This window comes from Burkholderia sp. BC1, assembly GCF_052683555.1.
This window is the reverse complement of sequence record NZ_JBQYLP010000009.1, coordinates 72390-90538: the sequence shown is the minus strand read 5'-3', so window position 1 is coordinate 90538 and position 18149 is coordinate 72390. Positions and strand designations below refer to the sequence as shown.

Genomic DNA, 18149 nt, shown 5'->3' with positions numbered 1-18149 from the left:
GCGAATTCCGCTGTTTTTCTTGCCTAAAACTATGAACGTAACGCAGGCTGACCGCCACGGCGGCGAGCGCGCGCCGGATCGCCGGAACCGGATCGTCGCGCTGTCCGCCGCGCTCGCGCCGCGCGAAGGCTACAACCTGACCGCGCTGCCGAGCGTGCGCATCCTGCGCTCGGACCGCGCACTCGCGCGCACGCCGGTGCTGTACGACCCCGGCATCGTGATCGTCTGCCAGGGCCGCAAGCGCGGCTACTTCGGCGACGCGCTCTACCTCTACGACGAGCGTCACTATCTGGCCGTCTCGGTGCCCGTGCCGTTCAGCATGGAAACCGACGCGACGCCGACGCGGCCGCTGCTCGCGCTGTATCTGCATCTCGATTTCGCGATGGCGGCCGAGCTGGCCGCGCAGATCGACCGCGCCGGCGGCACGCCGCCCGTGCATGCGCCGCGCAGCATGATGTCGACGCCGATGGACGACGCGATGCACACATCGGTGCTGCGTCTGCTCGATGCGCTGACGCGGCCGCTCGAGGCGGCCGTGCTCGGGCCGGGCCTGCTGCGCGAACTCTACTTTCGCGTGCTGACCGGCGCGCAGGGCCCGTCGATGCGCGCGGCGCTCGCGATGCGCGGCCAGTTCGGCCGGATCGGCCGCGCGCTGCGCGCGATCCATGCCGGCTACGCGCAGCCGCTCGACGTCGCGCAGCTCGCGCGCGAAGCCGGCATGAGCGTGCCGAGCTTCCACAGTCACTTCAAGGCCGTCACGCAGGTGTCGCCGATGCAGTACGTGAAGTCGACGCGGCTGCATCAGGCGCGGCTGCTGATGGTGCGACAGGGCTTGACGGCGGAAGCGGCGAGCCACGCGGTCGGCTACGCGAGCCCGTCGCAGTTCAGCCGCGAGTTCAAGCGGCTGTTCGGCGCGACGCCCGCGTCCGAAACGAAGCGCATGCGCGAAAGCTTCGCATTGCCGCCCGCGTTCGCCGATGCCGAGTACGTGTCGTCGCACTGACGCCCGCGAACGACCGCGGCCGCGATACGCGCGGCGCGCCGGCATGGTCTAATGCCGATGCAAGCGGCCGCGACCGTCCGTGCCCGACGCGCTGCGGCCCGCTCCGATCCCCCGCCCGCACAGGACCGCATATGAACCGTACCGAAATCAAGGCGCTCGTGTTCGATGTGTTCGGCACGATCGTCGACTGGAGAACCACCGTCGCACGCGAAGCCGGCGTCTTTCTGCAGCGTTACGCACCGACGCTCGACGCGTTCGAGTTCGCCGACGCATGGCGGCGCGAATACGTGCCGTCGATGGAGGAAATCCGCAGCGGACGCCGTTCGTACGTGCGGCTCGACATCCTGCATCGCGAGAATCTCGTTCGCATCATCGAGCGCTACGGGATCGCCGGCGTGCCGGATGCGGCGATCGACGCGCTCAATCTCGCGTGGCACCGCCTCGACCCATGGCCCGATTCGGTCGATGCACTGACGCGGCTCAAGCAGCGCTTCATCATCGCGCCGCTGTCGAACGGCAACATCCGGCTGATGGTCGACATCGCGAAGCATGCGGGCCTGCCGTGGGACGCGATCCTCGGCGCCGAAGTCGCGCGCGCGTACAAGCCGGCGCCGAAGGTTTACAACGAAGCGGTCGAGATTCTCGGCGTCGCGCCGGCCGAGATCTGCATGGTGGCCGCGCACAACAACGATCTCGCGGCGGCGCGCCGCGTCGGCCTGTCGACCGCGTTCGTGCGGCGCCCGACCGAATACGGGCCCGGCCAGCAGACGGATCTGCAGCCGGAAGACGCGTGGGATTTCGTCGTCGACGATCTGCACGCGCTGGCGCGGCAGTTGGGCTGCGGCGACTGAGCGGCGCGCGGACGCGTGGTACTCGATGTGCGAGGCGCGTCGCCGCCCGCCGGGGCCACGACACGCTACGCGCCCGCGCTCAACCGCCCGGCTCCCCGACGAACCGCAACTCGCTCGACTCACCCGACAGCAACGCGCGGTTCGCGTCCGCCGCCGCGCGCAGATAGTCCCACAGCGCGGTCACGCGCCGCAGCTTGCGCAGGTCCTCGCGGCAGGTCAGCCAGAAGCAGCGTGTGACGACGACCCGATCCGGCAGCACCGGCACGAGCGCCGGCTGCGCGGCCGCGATGAAGCACGGCAGGATCGCGAGCCCGCCGCCGTGCAGCGCGGCGAAGGACTGCGCGATCACGCTCGTCGTTCTGAGTCCGGCCGTCGCGCCCGGCACCGCGCGCTCGAGATAGAGCAGCTCGCTGCTGAACGCGAGATCGTCGACATAGCTGATGAAGGTATGCCGCGCGAGATCGTCGGTGCCGGCGATCGGCGGATGGCTCGCCAGGTAGTCGCGCGTCGCGTAAAGCCGCAACTGATAGTCGCAAAGCTTCGTGCAGACGTAAGGGCCGCGCTCCGGCCGCTCGAGCGTGACGGCGAGATCGGCCTCGCGCTTCGTGAGGCTGACGAAATGCGGCACCGGCAGCAGATCGACCGTCACGCGCGGATGCGCGGCACGAAACCGCGCGAGCTGCGGCGCGAGAAAGAAGCAGCCGAACCCTTCGGTCGACCCGATCCGCACGTGGCCGGACAACGCCTCGCCCGTATGCGCGACCTGGTCGCAGGCGGACTGCACGGTCGTCTCCATCGCGTCCGCGTAGGCGACGAGCCGCTGCCCTTCGGCCGTCAGCGTGAAGCCTTCCGCGCGCGACTTGTCGAACAGCAGCGTGCCGAGCGACGCCTCCAGCGCGCGGATGCGCCGTGCGACGGTCGTGTAGTCGACGCCGAGCCGCTTCGCGGCACCGCTCGCCCGCTGCGTGCGCGCGACTTCGAGAAAAAAGCGCAGGTCGTCCCAGTTCAGCTTGCCGGCAACCGGCTCGGTCGGATGTCGCATCGGCGGGATCGAATGAGAAGGGTCTCCGGGCCGGCCGCGATATGCATTCATGCACATCCAACCGGTTTCTTTGTCGGTACATCGCGAATCTGCGCATAACTATACTCGACCGTGACCGGTGGGCCATGAGCCGCCGGCGCACACCAAATATGGAGACACCATGCAGACGCGATCCACGCTCGACGAGCATGCAACCGCCGCGCTGCCGGCCCCCGCGCGCACCGCGCGGCATCACCTGCTGGCCGGCTGGGCCAGCATGGCCGGCACGACGATCGAGTGGTACGACTTCTTCCTCTACGGCACCGCCGCCGCGCTCGTGTTCAACCGCATCTTCTTTCCGTCGCTCGACCCGGTCGTCGGTACGCTCGCCGCGTTCGGCACGTTCGCGGTGGGCTTCATCGGGCGGCCGATGGGCGGCATCGTGTTCGGCCACTTCGGCGATCGCATCGGCCGCAAGTCGATGCTGATGATCACGCTGCTGCTGATGGGCGTGCCGAGCATGATCATCGGGCTGATCCCGTCGTACGACCGCATCGGCTACTGGGCGGCCGCGCTGCTGATCGCGATGCGCTTCCTGCAGGGGATGGCGGTCGGCGGCGAATGGGGCGGCGCGGTGCTGATGGCCGTCGAGCATGCGCCGAAGGGCCGCAAGGGGCTGTTCGGCAGCCTGCCGCAGACGGGCGTCGGGCTCGGCCTGATCCTCTCGTCACTCGCGATGGCCGCGGTTGCCGCGCTGCCGGAAGCCGACATGCTGTCGTGGGGCTGGCGCGTGCCGTTCCTCGCGAGCATCGCGCTGGTCGGCCTCGGCTGGTTCATCCGCGCGAAGGTGCCGGAATCGCCCGACTTCGAGAAGATGCAGCGCCAGGGCAAGGCCGAGAAATCGCCGGTGACGGCCGCGCTGCGCCGCCATCCGCGTGAAGTGCTGACGATCGTCGGCGCGCGTGCGGCCGAGAACACCTGGTTCTACATGGTCGTCACGTTCGCGCTGTCGTATGCGACGCAGCAGCTCCATCTGCCGAAGGCCGAGATGCTGCACGCGATCACGGCCGGCGCGCTGCTGTCGCTCGTCACGATGCCGCTGTGCGGCCATCTGAGCGACCTGATCGGCCAGCGCCGGATGTTCGCGATCGGGCTCGTGCTGATGTGCGTGTTCGCCGCACCGTTTTTCATGATGCTCGGCACGCAGCAGACCTCGCTCGCGTGGTGGGCGATCGTGCTCGGCCTCGGCGTCGTGTTTCCGATTCTGTACGCACCCGAATCGCTGCTGTTCGCGCAGCAGTTCCCCGCGGAAATCCGCTACAGCGGCATCTCGCTGTCGGTCCAGCTCGCCGGCGTGATCGGCGGCGGCTTCGCGCCGATGATCGCGACCTCGCTGCTCAAGGCCGGCGGCGGTCAGCCGCACTACGTCATCGCGTATCTCGTCGGCTTCGGCGTGTTCGCGCTCGTGTGCACGGCGCTGATGCGTCCCGCACGCCACTGACACGCCGGCCGCGCCGGCTTCCCTCCACGTTCCGCGTCCGCGCGCCATGCTGCGCGCGGCGGACGCGGCCGCCCTGTTTCTTCATCACCCCGTTCTTCCGGAGACTTCCATGAACGCCGCAGTTCCCCAGACCGCCCTCGCGTTGCCCACCGCCAAGCTGCTGATCGACGGCTCGTTCGTCGATTCGCGCAGCACCGAATGGGGCGACATCGTGAACCCCGCCACGCAGCAGGTGATCGGCCGCGTGCCGTACGCGACGCTCGACGAGATCGATGCGGCCATCGCCGCCGCGCAGCGCGCGTTCCACACCTGGAAGACGACGCCGATCGGCACGCGCGTGCGGATCATGCTGAAGTTTCAGGACCTCGTGCGCCGCCATCTCGAACGCATCGCGCAGACGCTGACCGCCGAACAGGGCAAGACGCTGCCCGACGCGCAGGGCGACATTTTCCGTGGCCTCGAAGTGATCGAGCATGCGTGTTCGATCGGCACGCTGCAGCTCGGCGAATTCGCGGAGAACGTCGCGGGCGGCGTCGATACGTACACGCTGCGCCAGCCGATCGGCGTCTGTGCAGGCATCACGCCGTTCAATTTCCCCGCGATGATTCCGCTCTGGATGTTTCCGATGGCGATCGTCTGCGGCAACACGTTCGTGCTGAAGCCGTCCGAGCAGGATCCGCTGTCGACGATGCAGCTCGTCGAGCTCGCGCTCGAGGCCGGCGTGCCGCCGGGCGTGCTGAACGTCGTGCATGGCGGGAAGACCGCGGTCGATCGTCTCTGCACGCATCCGGACGTGAAGGCGATTTCGTTCGTCGGCTCGACGCGCGTCGGCACGCACGTCTACCAGCTCGGCAGTCAGCACGGCAAGCGCGTGCAGTCGATGATGGGCGCGAAGAACCACGCGGTCGTGCTGCCCGATGCGCATCGCGAGCAGACGATCAACGCGCTCGTCGGCGCGGGCTTCGGCGCGGCCGGCCAGCGCTGCATGGCGACGTCGGTCGTCGTGCTGGTCGGCGCGGCGCGCGACTGGCTGCCCGAGCTCGTCGAGAAGGCGAAGGCGCTGAAGGTCAACGCGGGCCACGAGCCCGGCACCGACGTCGGGCCGGTCGTATCGAAAGCCGCCCATGCGCGCATCGCGGCGCTGATCGACGAAGGCGTGAAGGCCGGCGCGACACTCGAACTCGACGGGCGCGAAGTGAAGGTGCCCGGCTACGAGCACGGCAACTTCATCGGCCCGACGATCTTCTCGGGCGTGACGACCGACATGTCGATCTATACGGAAGAGATCTTCGGGCCGGTCGTCGTCGTGCTCGAAGCCGACACGCTCGACGACGCGATTGCGCTCGTCAACGCGAACCCGTTCGGCAACGGCGTCGGGCTGTTCACGCAGAGCGGCGCGGCCGCGCGCAAGTTCCAGAGCGAGATCGACATCGGGCAGGTCGGCATCAACATCCCGATTCCGGTGCCGGTGCCCTACTTCAGCTTCACCGGCTCGCGCGGCTCGAAGCTCGGCGATCTCGGCCCGTACGGCAAGCAGGTCGTGCAGTTCTACACGCAGACGAAGACCGTCACCGCGCGCTGGTTCGACGACGAGGCGACGGCCGGCGGCGTCAATACGACGATCGCGCTGCGCTGACCGGAGGCCGCATGGACATCGCATTCATCGGACTCGGCAACATGGGCGGCCCCATGGCCGCCAATCTGCTGCGCGCCGGGCACGCGCTGACGGTATTCGACCTCGATGCGCACGCGGTCGACGCCGCGGTGCGTGCGGGCGCGACGGCGGCACGCTCGCCGCGCGAGGCCGCCGCGCGCGCGACGGTCGTGATCACGATGCTGCCGGCCGCCGCGCACGTACGCGGCGTCTACGAGGGCGACGACGGCGTGCTGGCCGGTGCGCGCGGCGGCGCGTGGCTGATCGACTGCAGCACGATCGACCCCGACACCGTGCGCACGCTCGCCGACGCGGCCGCGCTACGCGACTGCCGGCTCGCCGATGCGCCGGTGTCGGGCGGCACCGGCGGCGCGCAGGCCGGCACGCTGACGTTCATGGTCGGTGCGGAGCCGGCGCTGTTCGAGCAGATCCGTCCGGTGCTGCTCGCGATGGGCAAGCACGTCGTCCATTGCGGCGGCACCGGCACCGGCCAGATCGCGAAGCTCTGCAACAACCTGCTGCTCGGGATTTCGATGATGGGCGTATCGGAGGCGATGGCGCTCGGCGTTGCACTCGGCATCGATCCGTCCGTGCTCGCGGGCATCATCAACACGTCGACCGGACGCTGCTGGAGCTCGGACTCGTATAACCCGTATCCGGGCGTCAGCGACGCCGCGCCGTCGTCGCGCGGCTACACGGGCGGTTTCGCGACGAATCTGATGCTGAAGGATCTCGGGCTCGCGACCGACGCCGCGCGGCACGCACGGCAGCCGGTATGGATGGGCGCGCTCGCGCAACAGCTCTATCAGTCGATGAGCCAGCAAGGGCTCGGCGCGCTCGACTTCTCGGCGTGCGTGAAGCTGTACGCGCCGCCGGGCAGTTGACCGACGACCGGCGTGCGTCGACCCGCGATGCGCATGCGCGGCATCGCGGGTCGGTCGGAATCGGGGAAAAGCCCTTCGTGTGCGGCGCGCCGCCTCATGCGCGGGCGGCCGGCGCGCGGCCGCTCAGCCGCGCGGGTTCGACGCCGTTTCGAAGGTCGGGTGGCACTCGAACGACAGCTCGGAGCGCGCATCGACGCGGCGGCCGCCGGTCAGCGACTCCTGTTTCATGCTCGCGCGCATGCCGCGCTGTTCGCAGTAGTTCGTCGCTTCGCTGACGGCCTTCGCATGCGCGTCGGCCCACGACGTCGACACGCCGAGCGTGCGCGTCGTCACGGTGAAGACATTCGGGTTCGACGTGGCGGCGACGTCGGAGGCGGTCGAACACGCGGCGAGCACACTGGCGGCGGCCGCGACGGTCAACCCTCGCAGGATTCGAAAAGAGGCAGGACTGGACATGGGGAAAGGGCAAGCGCGCGTCGCTTCGACGGCATTCGGCAACATGGGCGACAGTATGCCTGCTCGATCGCCCGAGATCATGCCCTTTTCCGTGAACACATTGTTTCGAATGGTTAAACGATCGCGCTTCACGCCGCAATATTTACGCTTCGTCGCCCATCGCCCGTCATTTTGTCCGACCGACCGCACGCGCGCGGCGCCGGCCTGCGCGCCATCGCGCCGTCAGTGCACGGCTTCGCGACGGATCCGCGCAGACGCCTGCTCGAGATCGCGCCATGCCGGTTGTCCGGGCGCATAGCGCGCGCGGATGAACGCGGCAAGCTCGGCCATCTGCCGATCGTCGAACGCATCGCGAAAGCCCGGCATATAGCCGAGCGCGTCGGTCGCCGGCCGGTCAATCCCGTGATGGAGCACGCGCAGCAGGTTGTCGGGCGTCGCCTGGCTCACGCTCGTGTTCAGCCCCATCAGCGGACGCACGCCGAAATGGCCGACGCCGCCCGATTCGGCATGGCACACCGCGCATGCAGCGTCGAACGCGCGCCGGCCGTTTTCGAGGCCGAGCGTCGCGACTGCTTCCGCGCCGCGCGCGTGACGGGCCGCCGCGTCGGCAGCCGTCGCCGCATCGACCGGTGGCGACAGCGATGCGATGTAATGCGCGATCGCACGCACGTCGGCTTCGGGTAGCGCGGCGAGCCCCGCGACGACCGGCGCCATCGGTCCGGCCGCGACGCCATGCTGCGCGGAAAACCCGGTACGCAGATAGTCGAATAGCGCGGCCTCCGTCCACGGCACCGGCGCGGCGCGCGATGCGACGAGCGGCGGCGCGATCCAGCCTTCCGCTTCGCCGCCGGACAGATAGGCGAACCCGCCCTTCTCCGCGCCGAGCGCGTTGCGCGGCGTGTGGCACGCGCCGCAATGCCCGGCGCCGTCGACGAGATAGCGGCCGCGATTCCAGAGCGCCGAGCGCGCGGGGTCCGGCGCGAACGGACGCGCGTCGTGGAACAGCCAGTTCCAGCCCGCGACGAGCCGGCGCCGGTCCAGAGGAAACGGCAGCTTCGTCTTCGGCGGCACGTGCTGCACCGGCGGCTGCGACATCAGATACGCATAGAGCGCGAGCATGTCGGGCTCGCTCAGCTTGGCGAAGGCGGTGTACGGGAAGGCGGGATACAGGTGCGTGCCGTCGCGCGAGATGCCGTCGCGCATCGCGCGTGCGAAGGCCGGATACGACCACGCGCCGATGCCGGTGTCGCGGTCCGGCGTGATGTTCGTCGTGTAGATCGTGCCGAACGGCGTGTCGAGCGCAAGGCCGCCCGCATTCGTCGCGCCGCCCGGCGCCGTGTGGCATACCGCGCAATCGCCGGCGATCGCGATCTGGCGCCCGCGTTCGAGCGTCGCGGCGCTCCACATCGCGCCGTCCGCGCCGCCCGGTGCGATCGGCGCGATCGGGGCCGGCCCCGGCAAGATCGCGCAGGCGAGCCCGACCAGGCCGCCCACCACGCCGCCGATGCCGCCGCCCGCGAGCCATCGGCGCCAGCGCGACGGAGAACGCGGCGCGCGGGTCGGCGCGGCGTCGCGTTCGGGCCGGCTTGCATCGCCGGCCGCGTCCGCGACGTCTGCCTGCGACGGCCGCGCGAGTGCCGCGCGTATCCGCATCGGATCGAACGGCGGCGCGCGAAACCGCACACCCGTCGCGTCGTAGAGCGCATTCGCGATCGCCGCCGCTGCCGGTGCGGCCGCATGCTCGATCCGGCGTGCGTCGTCGGGCGACACTGCGCGGCGCGCGCCGGCTTCGTGCACGTCGGCCGCGATCAGTTCGTGTGCGAGTGCCGAGTCGCGTGCGCCGGCCTCGGCTTCGTCGTGCGCCGCGCGCGCGATCAACGGCGCGCCCATCACGCGCGAGATCGCCGCCTCGATCTGCCACGCAGGCAAGCCGGACAGCGCCGCGCGGCCCGGCTCGCCGCTGCCCTGCCCGGCCACGACGCGGCGCACGGCGACATCGCCGGTCGCGCGATCGACGTCGAGATCGACGACCCATGCGGACCAGTTCGCTTCGCCGGCGTGCGTGGCGTCGTGCGCTTCGGCGCGAGCCGCCCGCGCGTTCGCGCGGGCGAGCGCCGCGGCCGGTGCGTTGGCCGCCGCACCGTCGAACGCGAAACCGCGACCGGTCAGCCGCGTCGGCATGCCGCGATCGTGCGCGGTCTGCGCACCCCAGGCCGCACGTTCGCTGACCATCCGGATGACCTCGCGCGGGCCCGCATCCGCCGACGCATCGAGATGCTGCAAGCGCAGCGCGACCGGATCGCGGCGCAACGTGCCCGCGAGTTCGTCGACGAACGACTCGCGCGCGAATACGTGCGCATGACGCGGGATCGCGTCGGCGTCCGTCATGTCGATCGCCGTGTGCGCGTGCCGGTACACGAACGGCACCGCCGGCGGCGCGGCGCGCGACGATGCGCCGGACGACGCGACGCGTACCGCTTCGCCGTCGGCCGCCGTCGCGGCGAGCCGCGCGCGGTAACGCCAGGCGGTCATCCGTCCATCGGGTGCGGTGTGCGTTTCGATGTCGAGCGACGCGGCATCGCGCGCGTCGCCGGCCGGCCAGCCGTAGCGCGCACGATGCGCGCGCAGGCCCGCGTCGTCGGCGCCCGACGCATCGCGCGATTCGAGCGCGTCGTGCGCGGCGCGCGCATGTGCCGGCAGGTTCGGATCACGCTGCATCGTCGCCCCGCACATAGCGTGCCGCGCGATGCACCGCGCGAACGATCTCCAGATGCGTGCCGCAGCGACACAGATTGAAGCGCAGCGCCTCGCGAATCGCCGCGTCGTCCGGCGTCGGGTTGCGGTCGAGCAGCGCCTTCGTGCTCATGATCATCCCGTTCAGGCAATAGCCGCATTGCGCGGCCTGCTCGTCGATGAATGCGCGCTGGACCGGATGCGGCGCATCGCGCGAGCCGAGCCCTTCGAGCGTCGTCACGTCGCGCCCCGATGCGGCCGCCGCCGGCAGCACGCAGGCGCGCGCCGGCTGCCCGTCGATCAGCACCGTGCACGCGCCGCACTGACCGAGTCCGCAGCCGTATTTCGGGCCGTTCAGCGCGCAATCGTTGCGCAGGACCAGCAGCAGCGGCGTATCGGGGGCGGCGGCGTCGAAGCGGTGCGGCACGCCGTTGACACGAAACGCGAGCGGCCGCGGCGCGGAAGCGGAATGGGACATGGGCAGATCCGGAAGCGGGTGCGGGCGAACGTCAGCCGACGGCAGGCATGGCCGGCGGCCGGCGCAGACCGGCGCGCGGCGACGCCGATCGCCGGCGCGCGCGACATCGACGTATAACACGCCGAAATCGCCGCGTACCGGCACCGCGCGCGGCGTCGCACGAACGACGGGCGCAGCGCGCGCCGGCGGCGAAGCCGCGCATCGTCGTGCGATGCGTCAGGCGACCGCCGCGACGCTGTCGCGCGACGGCGAGACGAGCGGCACGTCGAACACGTCGTAGCCGAACACCCACGACGGATCCTCGTTCGTGCGCAGCCACGTGTTGTCGTGCGACACGCGCTGCACCTTCGATGCGCGCGCCGCGCGATTCGCCTCGTACAACGCGAACGCACCCGTGTAGTCGCCGATGCCGACCTCGCCGATACAGCGCGTGAGCATCGCCGCATCCTCGATTGCCATCGCGGCGCCCTGCGCCATGTGCGGCTTCATCGGATGACACGCGTCGCCGAGCAGCACGAGCCGGCCGCGGCTCCACAGCGGCAGCGGATCGCGCTCGAGCAGCGGCCACTTCGTGATCGACGGCGACACGTCGATCAGGTGCTGGATGTCCGCATGAAAACCGGCGAACGCCTCGCGCATCTCGTCGCGATTGCTGTCGACCATCGACACGCCCTCGGGCCATTCGGCCTGCGGCACGCCCGTCACGTAGTAGTACTCGTCGCGCTTCTCGGTCACGTAGTAGACCATCATGTGGCGATCCTCCGACCACCACTTCACGCACATGTCGTACGGCTTGTTGCCGAGCAGCGACGCCGGGAACACCGCGCGATGCGCGACGTAGCCCGTATAGCGCGGCGGCTCCGCGCCGAGCAGGTGCTCGCGGATCCGCGAATTCACGCCGTCGGCGCCGATCACGATGTCGGCCGTGTCGACGCTGCCGTCGGCGAACGTGAGCCGCACGTCGTCGCCCGTGTCCTCCACCGAGGCGAGCCGCTTGCCGAAGCGGATCGTGCCGGGCGTCACGGCCTGCGTCATCAGCGCATGGAAATCGCCGCGATGGACGGTCAGATAGCTCGCGCCGTACGTGCTGCGCGCATGGTCGCCGAGCGGAATCCGCGCGAGCACGTCGGCCGTGCGCCAGTCGCGGCTGTACCAGCAATCGGGATGCGAGCCCATCGCATCGAGCGCGTCCTCGCAGCCGATCCGCCGCATGATCTTCATGACGTTCGGGCCGAGATGAATCCCCGCGCCGAGGCGCGAAAACGCGGGCGCCTGCTCGTACAGCACGACGTCGTGGCCGGCGCGCTGCAGCAGCGCCGCGGCGGCCGTGCCGCCGAGACCGGCGCCGATGATTGCGATACGGGGTGTGCTCATGCGGATCTCCTGATCGTGAGCCCGGCGCCGGACCTGACGCGAGAACGGGCGGATTGAACGGTGTTGATGTAGCGTACACACTCAATTTATTTGTGACAAGCGGATTGTCGGCACGTGTTTTCAGCTTCGGGAAAACACCAATATTTCGCCATTAACTCTTATATTCCGTCGTTATGAGGGCTCGTCGCTGAATTTTGACCCATTGTCATTTTCAAATGTACACACTAGACTTTGCTCGAACCCGCGCGATCGCCCGCCAGCACAGCGCCCCTCCCTCACCGACACGGAGCCTCCCCGTCATGAGCAAGACCTATCGCATCGGCCAGATCGTGCCGAGTTCCAACACGACGATGGAAACGGAAATCCCCGCGATGCTGCGGCTGCGCGAAACGATCCGGCCCGAGCGCTTCACGTACCACTCGAGCCGGATGCGGATGAAGCAGGTCGTCAAGGAAGAGCTGGCGGCAATGGACGCCGAATCCGACCGCTGCGCGGTCGAGCTGTCCGACGCGCGCGTCGACGTGCTCGGCTACGCCTGCCTCGTCGCGATCATGGCGATGGGGCACGGCTATCACCGCGTGTCGCAGGCGCGCCTGACCGAACATACGGCCGACAACGGTGCGCGCGCGCCGGTGCTGACGAGCGCGGGCGCGCTCGTCGACGCGCTGCGCGTGATCGGCGCGAAGCGGATCGTCGTCGTCGCGCCGTACATGAAGCCGCTGACCGAGCTCGTGGTCGACTACATCCGCAACGAGGGCTACGACGTGATTGCGTATCGTGCGCTCGAAATCCCCGACAACCTCGAGGTCGGCCGCCACGATCCGGCGCGGCTGCCCGACATCGTCAAGACGCTCCCGTATCAGGACGCCGACGCGATCGTGCTGTCCGCCTGCGTGCAGATGCCGTCGCTGCCGGCCGTCGCGAAAGTCGAGGCCATGACCGGCAAGCCGGTGATCACGGCCGCGATCGCGACGACCTACGCGATGCTGCGCGAACTCGATCTCGAGCCGATCGTGCCCGGCGCGGGCGCGCTGTTGTCCGGCGCGTACTGAACGCGCGTGTCCGACGGAGCTTTCACGATGTCCTCGACTTTCCTGTACGGCGCGAACGTACGCGCCAACGGCATTCGCCAACACTACCTGCGCTACGGCGGCGCAACCGGCGCGCGCGCGACGCGTGCGGCGATCGTGCTGATTCCCGGCATCACGAGCCCTGCGATCACGTGGGGCTTCGTCGGCGAAGTGTTCGGCGCCGCGTTCGATACGTACGTGCTCGACGTGCGCGGCCGCGGGCTCTCCGACGCGTCGCCCACGCTCGACTACAGCCTCGATGCGCAGGCCGACGACGTCGCGGCGCTGGTCGCCGCGCTCGGCCTGTCGCGCACGAGCCTCGTCGGCCATTCGATGGGCGCGCGCATCGCCGCACGCGCCGCGCGGCGCGGCATCCGCGGGCTCGAATCGGTCGTGCTCGTCGATCCGCCCGTGTCGGGCCCCGGCCGCCGCGCGTATCCGGGCAAGCTGCCGTGGTACATCGATTCGATCGCGCTCGCACGTGCGGGCACCGACGCCGAAGGGATGCGCGCGTTCTGCCCGACGTGGACCGACGCGGAGCGGCAGCTGCGCGCCGAGTGGCTGCATACCTGCGACGAGCGCGCGGTGCGCGCCTCGTACGAAGGCTTTCACACCGACGACTTCCACGCGGACGCCGCGCAGCTCGCGGTGCCGTCGCTGCTGATCACGGCCGAGCGTGGCGACGTGGTACGCGACGACGACGTCGCGGAACTGCAGCGCGCGACGCCGTCGATGCGGCACGTGCGCGTGCCCGATGCCGGCCACATGATTCCGTGGGACAACGCACGCGGCTTCTATGCGGCGTTCGGCGACTTCCTCGGCGCGCCGCTCGCGGCCTGACGCCGTCTTTCCCTCACGCCTTTACCGGAGCCGACGATGCCAGTCAGCGACACCCAACTGATCGACGCGTGGAAGCAGGTGCTCACGCTGTCGCGCCTCGAACCGGGCCAGACCGTCACGATCCTGACGAGCGCGGCCACCCATCCTCAGACGCTGTCGTGCGCGCTGATCGCGACGCAATCGATGGGCGCGATCGTGAACCGGCTCGACCTGCCGCCCGTCAACGGCGACAAGGCATTCAGCCGCGATCCGCTTGCGTACCTCGGCACGACGCCGCTGACCGGCAACCGCGCCGCGATCGCGGCGCTGCAGGCGAGCGATCTCGTGCTCGACCTGATGACGCTGCTGTTCTCGCCGGAGCAGCACGACATCCTGAAGTCCGGCACGAAGATCCTGCTCGCCGTCGAGCCGCCCGAAGTGCTGGTGCGCATGGTGCCGACGCTCGCCGATCGCGCGCGTGTGCTGGCCGCGACGAAGCAGATTGCCGCCGCGCGCGAGATGCGCGTGAGCTCGGCCGCCGGCACCGCGTTCGTCTGCCCGCTCGGCGATTTCGCGCCGACGGCCGAGTACGGCTTCGTCGACGCGCCGGGCCGCTGGGATCACTGGCCGAGCGGCTTCGCGCTCACCTACCCGAACGATCGCACGGCGCGCGGCACGATCGTCATCGATCGCGGCGACATCCTGCTGCCGCAGAAGCACTACGTGAGCGAGCCGATCGTGCTGACCGTCGAGGGCGGCTATGCGACGCGCATCGAAGGCGGCGTCGACGCCGATCTGCTGCGCGACTACATGGACACGTTCGCCGATCCCGAAGGCTATGCGATCTCGCATATCGGCTGGGGGCTGCAGCCGCGCGCGCGCTGGTCGACGCTCGGTCTCTACGACCGCGAAGCGACGATCGGCATGGACGCGCGCGCCTTCGAGGGCAACTTCCTGTTCTCGCTCGGCCCGAACAACGAAGGCGGCGGCAGCCGCACGACGACGTGCCACATCGACATCCCGCTGCGCCGCTGCACGGTCGAACTCGACGGCCACGCCGTCGTGCGCGACGGGCGCGTGACGGACCAACCCGCCTGACGAGACCCACGATGAACGACCTCTCCCACCACGCCGAAGCGCAGGTGTACCGCGAACAGGGTTTCGGCACGCCGTTGCCGCCGCAGGGCAATCTCGCGCTGCTGATCGTCGACTTCGTCGTCGGGTTCGCCGATCCGGCGACGTTCGGCGGCGGCAACATCGCGCCGGCGATCGCGCGCACGACGCAGGCGCTCGCGATCGCCCGGCAACGCGGCTGGCCGGTCGCGCACAGCCGGATCGTCTATGCAGACGACGGCAGCGACGACAACGTGTTCTCGCTGAAGGTGCCCGGCATGGCGACGCTGACCGAGCACCACCCGAACAGCGCGATCGTGCCGGAACTGACGCCCGCGCGCGGCGAGCTCGTCGTGCGCAAGACCGTGCCGTCCGCGTTCTTCGGCACGCAGCTCGCGCCCTGGCTCGCGCAGCGCGCGGTGCAGACGCTGCTCGTCGCCGGTGCGGTGACGAGCGGCTGCGTGCGCGCGAGCGTCGTCGACGCGATGTCGCACGGGTTCCGTCCGCTCGTGCTCGCCGATTGCGTCGGCGATCGGGCGATCGCACCGCACGAAGCGAATCTGTTCGACATGCAGCAGAAATATGCGGCCGTGATGCCGCTCGACGATGCGATCGCGGCGATCGATGCGATGGACGCGACACATGCGACGCACGCGCCCGCGCGCTGAGCCGATGCGCATCGCGGCCGAACTGCGCCGCACCGATCGCGACGCGCTCGACGCCGGCCACATCCGCCTTTGACGCCGCGTTTTTGGCCGCCTAGAGTCGATCGGGCGGCCGCGCGAATCGTTCGGGAATGGCCCGGCAACGACGCGGCGATCGTGCCGCGCACCGTCACGAACGACTTTCGCGCGGCACCCGCCGCGCCGCCACCCAGGACACCTGCTCCGTGAACCGCTCCGAACTGCTCGCGCGCACCGGCTGCCTGACCGTGATTCGGCCGCCCGCACCGCCGGTGAAGCCGGCGCCCGGCCAGCCGGGCAGCCTGTCGTCCTATGTGCCGGCGCTGCCCGAAGTATTCGTCGCGATCGTCGACGACGGTCGCATCCTCGCCTTCAACGGTCACGTCGACCTCGGCACCGGCATCCGCACGTCGCTCGCGCAGATCGTCGCCGAGGAACTCGACGTGCCGGCCGCGCGCGTGACCATGGTGCTCGGCGATACGGCCGCGACGCCGAACCAGGGCCCGACCATCGCGAGCGCGACGATCCAGATTTCGGCCGCACCGCTGCGCTGCGCCGCCGCACAGGCGCGACATGCGCTGCTTGCGCTGGCCGCCGAGCGGTTCGGCGTCGATGCCGGGCAACTGCGCGTCGACGACGGCACGATCTCGGCCGTCGACCGCAGCGGCGTGCTGCGCCGGGCAAGCTACGCCGAACTCGTCGCGCAGCGCCGCATCGCGCTGACGCTCGACCCGCACACGCGCACGAAGGATCCGGCGCAGTACCGCATCGTCGGCCGCGCGTCGCCGCGTGTCGACCTGCCCGCGAAAGCGACCGGCGAACTCACGTTCGTGCACGACGTGCGCGTGCCCGGCATGCTGCACGGCCGCGTCGTGCGGCCGCCGTATGCCGGCCACGACAGCGGCCCATTCGTCGGCGCGTCGCTGCTCGACGTCGACCGCACGTCGGTGGCCGACGTGCCGGGGCTCGTCGCGGTCGTGACGATCGGCGACTTCGTCGGCGTCGTCGCCGAGCGCGAGGAGCACGCGATCCGCGCCGCGCGGCAGCTGCGCGTCGTATGGCGCCCGCATCCGCCGCTGCCGCCGCTCGACGATCCGGCGGCGGCGATCGCCGCCGCGCCCGCGAAGCCGCGCCTGCTGCTCGACGAAGGCGACGTCGAAGCCGCCCGCACGTTGCCCGACACGCTCACGCTGACGCGCACCTATACGTGGCCGTTCCAGATGCATGCGTCGATCGGACCGTCGTGCGCGGTCGCCGACTATCGCGCACCCGGCGACGGGCGCATCACCGTATGGTCCGGCACGCAGAACCCGGTGTCGCTGCGCTACGACCTCGCGACGCTCGTCGCGCGCGACGAAGCCGATATCGACATCGTGCGGATGGAAGCGGCCGGCTGCTACGGCCGCAACGGCGCCGACGACGTCTGCGGCGATGCGCTGCTGCTGTCGCGCGCGGTCGGGCGCCCGGTGCGCGTGCAGCTGATGCGTGCGGACGAGCATCTGTGGGAACCGAAAGGCGCGGGCCAGCAGATGCGCGTGACGGGCACCGTATCGCGCGACGGCCGCCTCGTCGGCTACGACTTCGCGACGCGCTACCCGTCGAACGACGCGCCGCTGCTTGCCGCGCTGCTGAGCGGCACGATCGCACCCGAGCCGCGCGTGTTCGAGATGGGCGACCGCACGGCCGTGTCGCCGTATGTCTGCGCGCATCGGCGCTTCGTCTGCGAGGATCTCGCGCCGCTCGTGCGCGCGTCGTGGTTGCGCGGCGTCTCGGCGTTGCCGAACTCGTTCGCGCACGATGCGTTCGTCGACGAATGTGCGGCGCTGACGGGCGTCGATCCGCTTGCGTTCCGCATTCGCCATCTGCAGGACGCGCGCGCGATCGAATTGCTGCATGCCGTGGCCGAACGCGCGGGCTGGGCGCCGCACGTACGCCGCGATCCCGATCCGGCGCGCGTCGTACGCGGGCGCGGCATCGCGTACGCGCGCTACGTGCACAGCCGCTTTCCCGGTTTCGGCGCGGCGTGGTCTGCGTGGATCGTGGATCTGAGCGTCGATCGCGTGACCGGCGAGATCCGCGTCGAGCGCGTGACGGTCGGACAGGACACCGGCACGATGATCAATCCGGACGGCGTGCGCCATCAGATTCACGGCAACGTGATCCAGGTGCTGAGCCGCACGCTGAAGGAGCGCGTGCGCTTCGCCGACGGCAAGGTCGCGTCGCGCGAATGGGCCAGCTATCCGATCCTGACCTTCGCGGAAGTGCCGGACGTCGACGTCGTGCTGATGCCGCGACAGGGCGAACCGCCGCTCGGTGCCGGCGAATCGGCGTCGGTGCCGGGGCCAGCCGCGGTCGCGAACGCGCTGTTCGACGCGACCGGCGTGCGGTTCTACGCGCCGCCTTTTACGCCGGAGACGATTCGCGCCGGACTGCGCGACGCCGGCCGCTTGCTCGCGGGCGAGGCGGCCGGCACGCGCGCGGCGGCCGATACCACCTAGCCGCCGTTCGT

General features: G+C 70.1%; 15 protein-coding genes. 10 read left to right on the top strand and 5 right to left on the bottom strand.

Annotated features, from left to right (window positions below; genetic code table 11):
- Positions 1 to 31: 31 nt before the first annotated feature.
- On the top strand, positions 32 to 1003 hold the full coding sequence (locus ACSHSS_RS06710) for an AraC family transcriptional regulator (RefSeq protein WP_445544757.1): 972 nt from the start codon (positions 32 to 34) through the stop codon (positions 1001 to 1003).
- Between the two features lie 131 nt (positions 1004 to 1134).
- Complete coding sequence (locus ACSHSS_RS06705) at positions 1135 to 1854, top strand: haloacid dehalogenase type II (RefSeq protein ID WP_006399749.1); 720 nt, start codon at positions 1135 to 1137, stop codon at positions 1852 to 1854.
- Positions 1855 to 1933: 79 nt separating this feature from the next.
- Here ACSHSS_RS06705 and ACSHSS_RS06700 read toward each other — a convergent pair whose 3' ends face one another.
- On the bottom strand, positions 1934 to 2896 hold the full coding sequence (locus tag ACSHSS_RS06700; RefSeq protein ID WP_445544756.1) for a LysR family transcriptional regulator: 963 nt from the start codon (positions 2894 to 2896) through the stop codon (positions 1934 to 1936).
- Between the two features lie 160 nt (positions 2897 to 3056).
- On the opposite strand from ACSHSS_RS06700, the gene ACSHSS_RS06695 reads away from it, so the two are divergent.
- From ACSHSS_RS06695 to mmsB, 3 genes are all read left to right on the top strand, one after another.
- On the top strand, positions 3057 to 4376 hold the full coding sequence (locus ACSHSS_RS06695; protein WP_006403883.1) for an MFS transporter: 1320 nt from the start codon (positions 3057 to 3059) through the stop codon (positions 4374 to 4376).
- Positions 4377 to 4485: 109 nt separating this feature from the next.
- A complete protein-coding gene (locus ACSHSS_RS06690; RefSeq protein ID WP_445544755.1) occupies positions 4486 to 6012 on the top strand; it encodes a CoA-acylating methylmalonate-semialdehyde dehydrogenase in 1527 nt (508 codons plus the stop codon).
- Between the two features lie 11 nt (positions 6013 to 6023).
- Positions 6024 to 6914, top strand: coding sequence for a 3-hydroxyisobutyrate dehydrogenase (gene mmsB, locus ACSHSS_RS06685; protein WP_445544754.1), 891 nt, complete (start codon positions 6024 to 6026; stop codon positions 6912 to 6914).
- Positions 6915 to 7037: 123 nt separating this feature from the next.
- Here the strand turns inward: mmsB and ACSHSS_RS06680 are convergent, their stop codons facing one another.
- From ACSHSS_RS06680 to ACSHSS_RS06665, 4 genes are all read right to left on the bottom strand, one after another.
- Positions 7038 to 7370: a hypothetical protein gene (locus ACSHSS_RS06680; protein WP_012467877.1), complete on the bottom strand. Its 333-nt coding sequence runs from the start codon at positions 7368 to 7370 to the stop codon at positions 7038 to 7040.
- A gap of 222 nt (positions 7371 to 7592) precedes the next feature.
- Entirely contained in the window at positions 7593 to 10088 is a 2496-nt protein-coding gene (locus ACSHSS_RS06675) for a c-type cytochrome (RefSeq protein ID WP_445544753.1), read from the bottom strand.
- Positions 10078 to 10581 (bottom strand): (2Fe-2S)-binding protein, encoded by a 504-nt coding sequence (locus ACSHSS_RS06670; RefSeq protein ID WP_006411088.1) that lies wholly within the window; start codon positions 10579 to 10581, stop codon positions 10078 to 10080. Before ACSHSS_RS06670 ends, ACSHSS_RS06675 begins: the two co-directional genes overlap by 11 nt.
- A gap of 216 nt (positions 10582 to 10797) precedes the next feature.
- Positions 10798 to 11955 (bottom strand): FAD-dependent monooxygenase, encoded by a 1158-nt coding sequence (locus ACSHSS_RS06665; RefSeq protein WP_006416588.1) that lies wholly within the window; start codon positions 11953 to 11955, stop codon positions 10798 to 10800.
- Positions 11956 to 12254: 299 nt separating this feature from the next.
- Here ACSHSS_RS06665 and ACSHSS_RS06660 point away from each other — a divergent pair, with 299 nt between their 5' ends.
- From ACSHSS_RS06660 to ACSHSS_RS06640, 5 genes are all read left to right on the top strand, one after another.
- Positions 12255 to 13007: a maleate cis-trans isomerase family protein gene (locus ACSHSS_RS06660; RefSeq protein ID WP_060099562.1), complete on the top strand. Its 753-nt coding sequence runs from the start codon at positions 12255 to 12257 to the stop codon at positions 13005 to 13007.
- A gap of 27 nt (positions 13008 to 13034) precedes the next feature.
- Positions 13035 to 13865, top strand: a complete 831-nt coding sequence (locus ACSHSS_RS06655; RefSeq protein ID WP_006399738.1) for an alpha/beta fold hydrolase — start codon at positions 13035 to 13037, stop codon at positions 13863 to 13865.
- A 36-nt stretch (positions 13866 to 13901) separates the two neighbouring features.
- Positions 13902 to 14942, top strand: a complete 1041-nt coding sequence (locus ACSHSS_RS06650) for a 2,5-dihydroxypyridine 5,6-dioxygenase (RefSeq protein ID WP_035954503.1) — start codon at positions 13902 to 13904, stop codon at positions 14940 to 14942.
- An 11-nt stretch (positions 14943 to 14953) separates the two neighbouring features.
- The gene (locus ACSHSS_RS06645) at positions 14954 to 15625 is read left to right on the top strand and encodes an isochorismatase family protein (RefSeq protein ID WP_445544752.1); all 672 of its coding nucleotides are present in this window, start codon (positions 14954 to 14956) and stop codon (positions 15623 to 15625) included.
- 221 nt (positions 15626 to 15846) lie between these two features.
- Positions 15847 to 18138: a molybdopterin cofactor-binding domain-containing protein gene (locus ACSHSS_RS06640; RefSeq protein WP_445544751.1), complete on the top strand. Its 2292-nt coding sequence runs from the start codon at positions 15847 to 15849 to the stop codon at positions 18136 to 18138.
- The last annotated feature ends 11 nt before the right edge of the window (positions 18139 to 18149 follow it).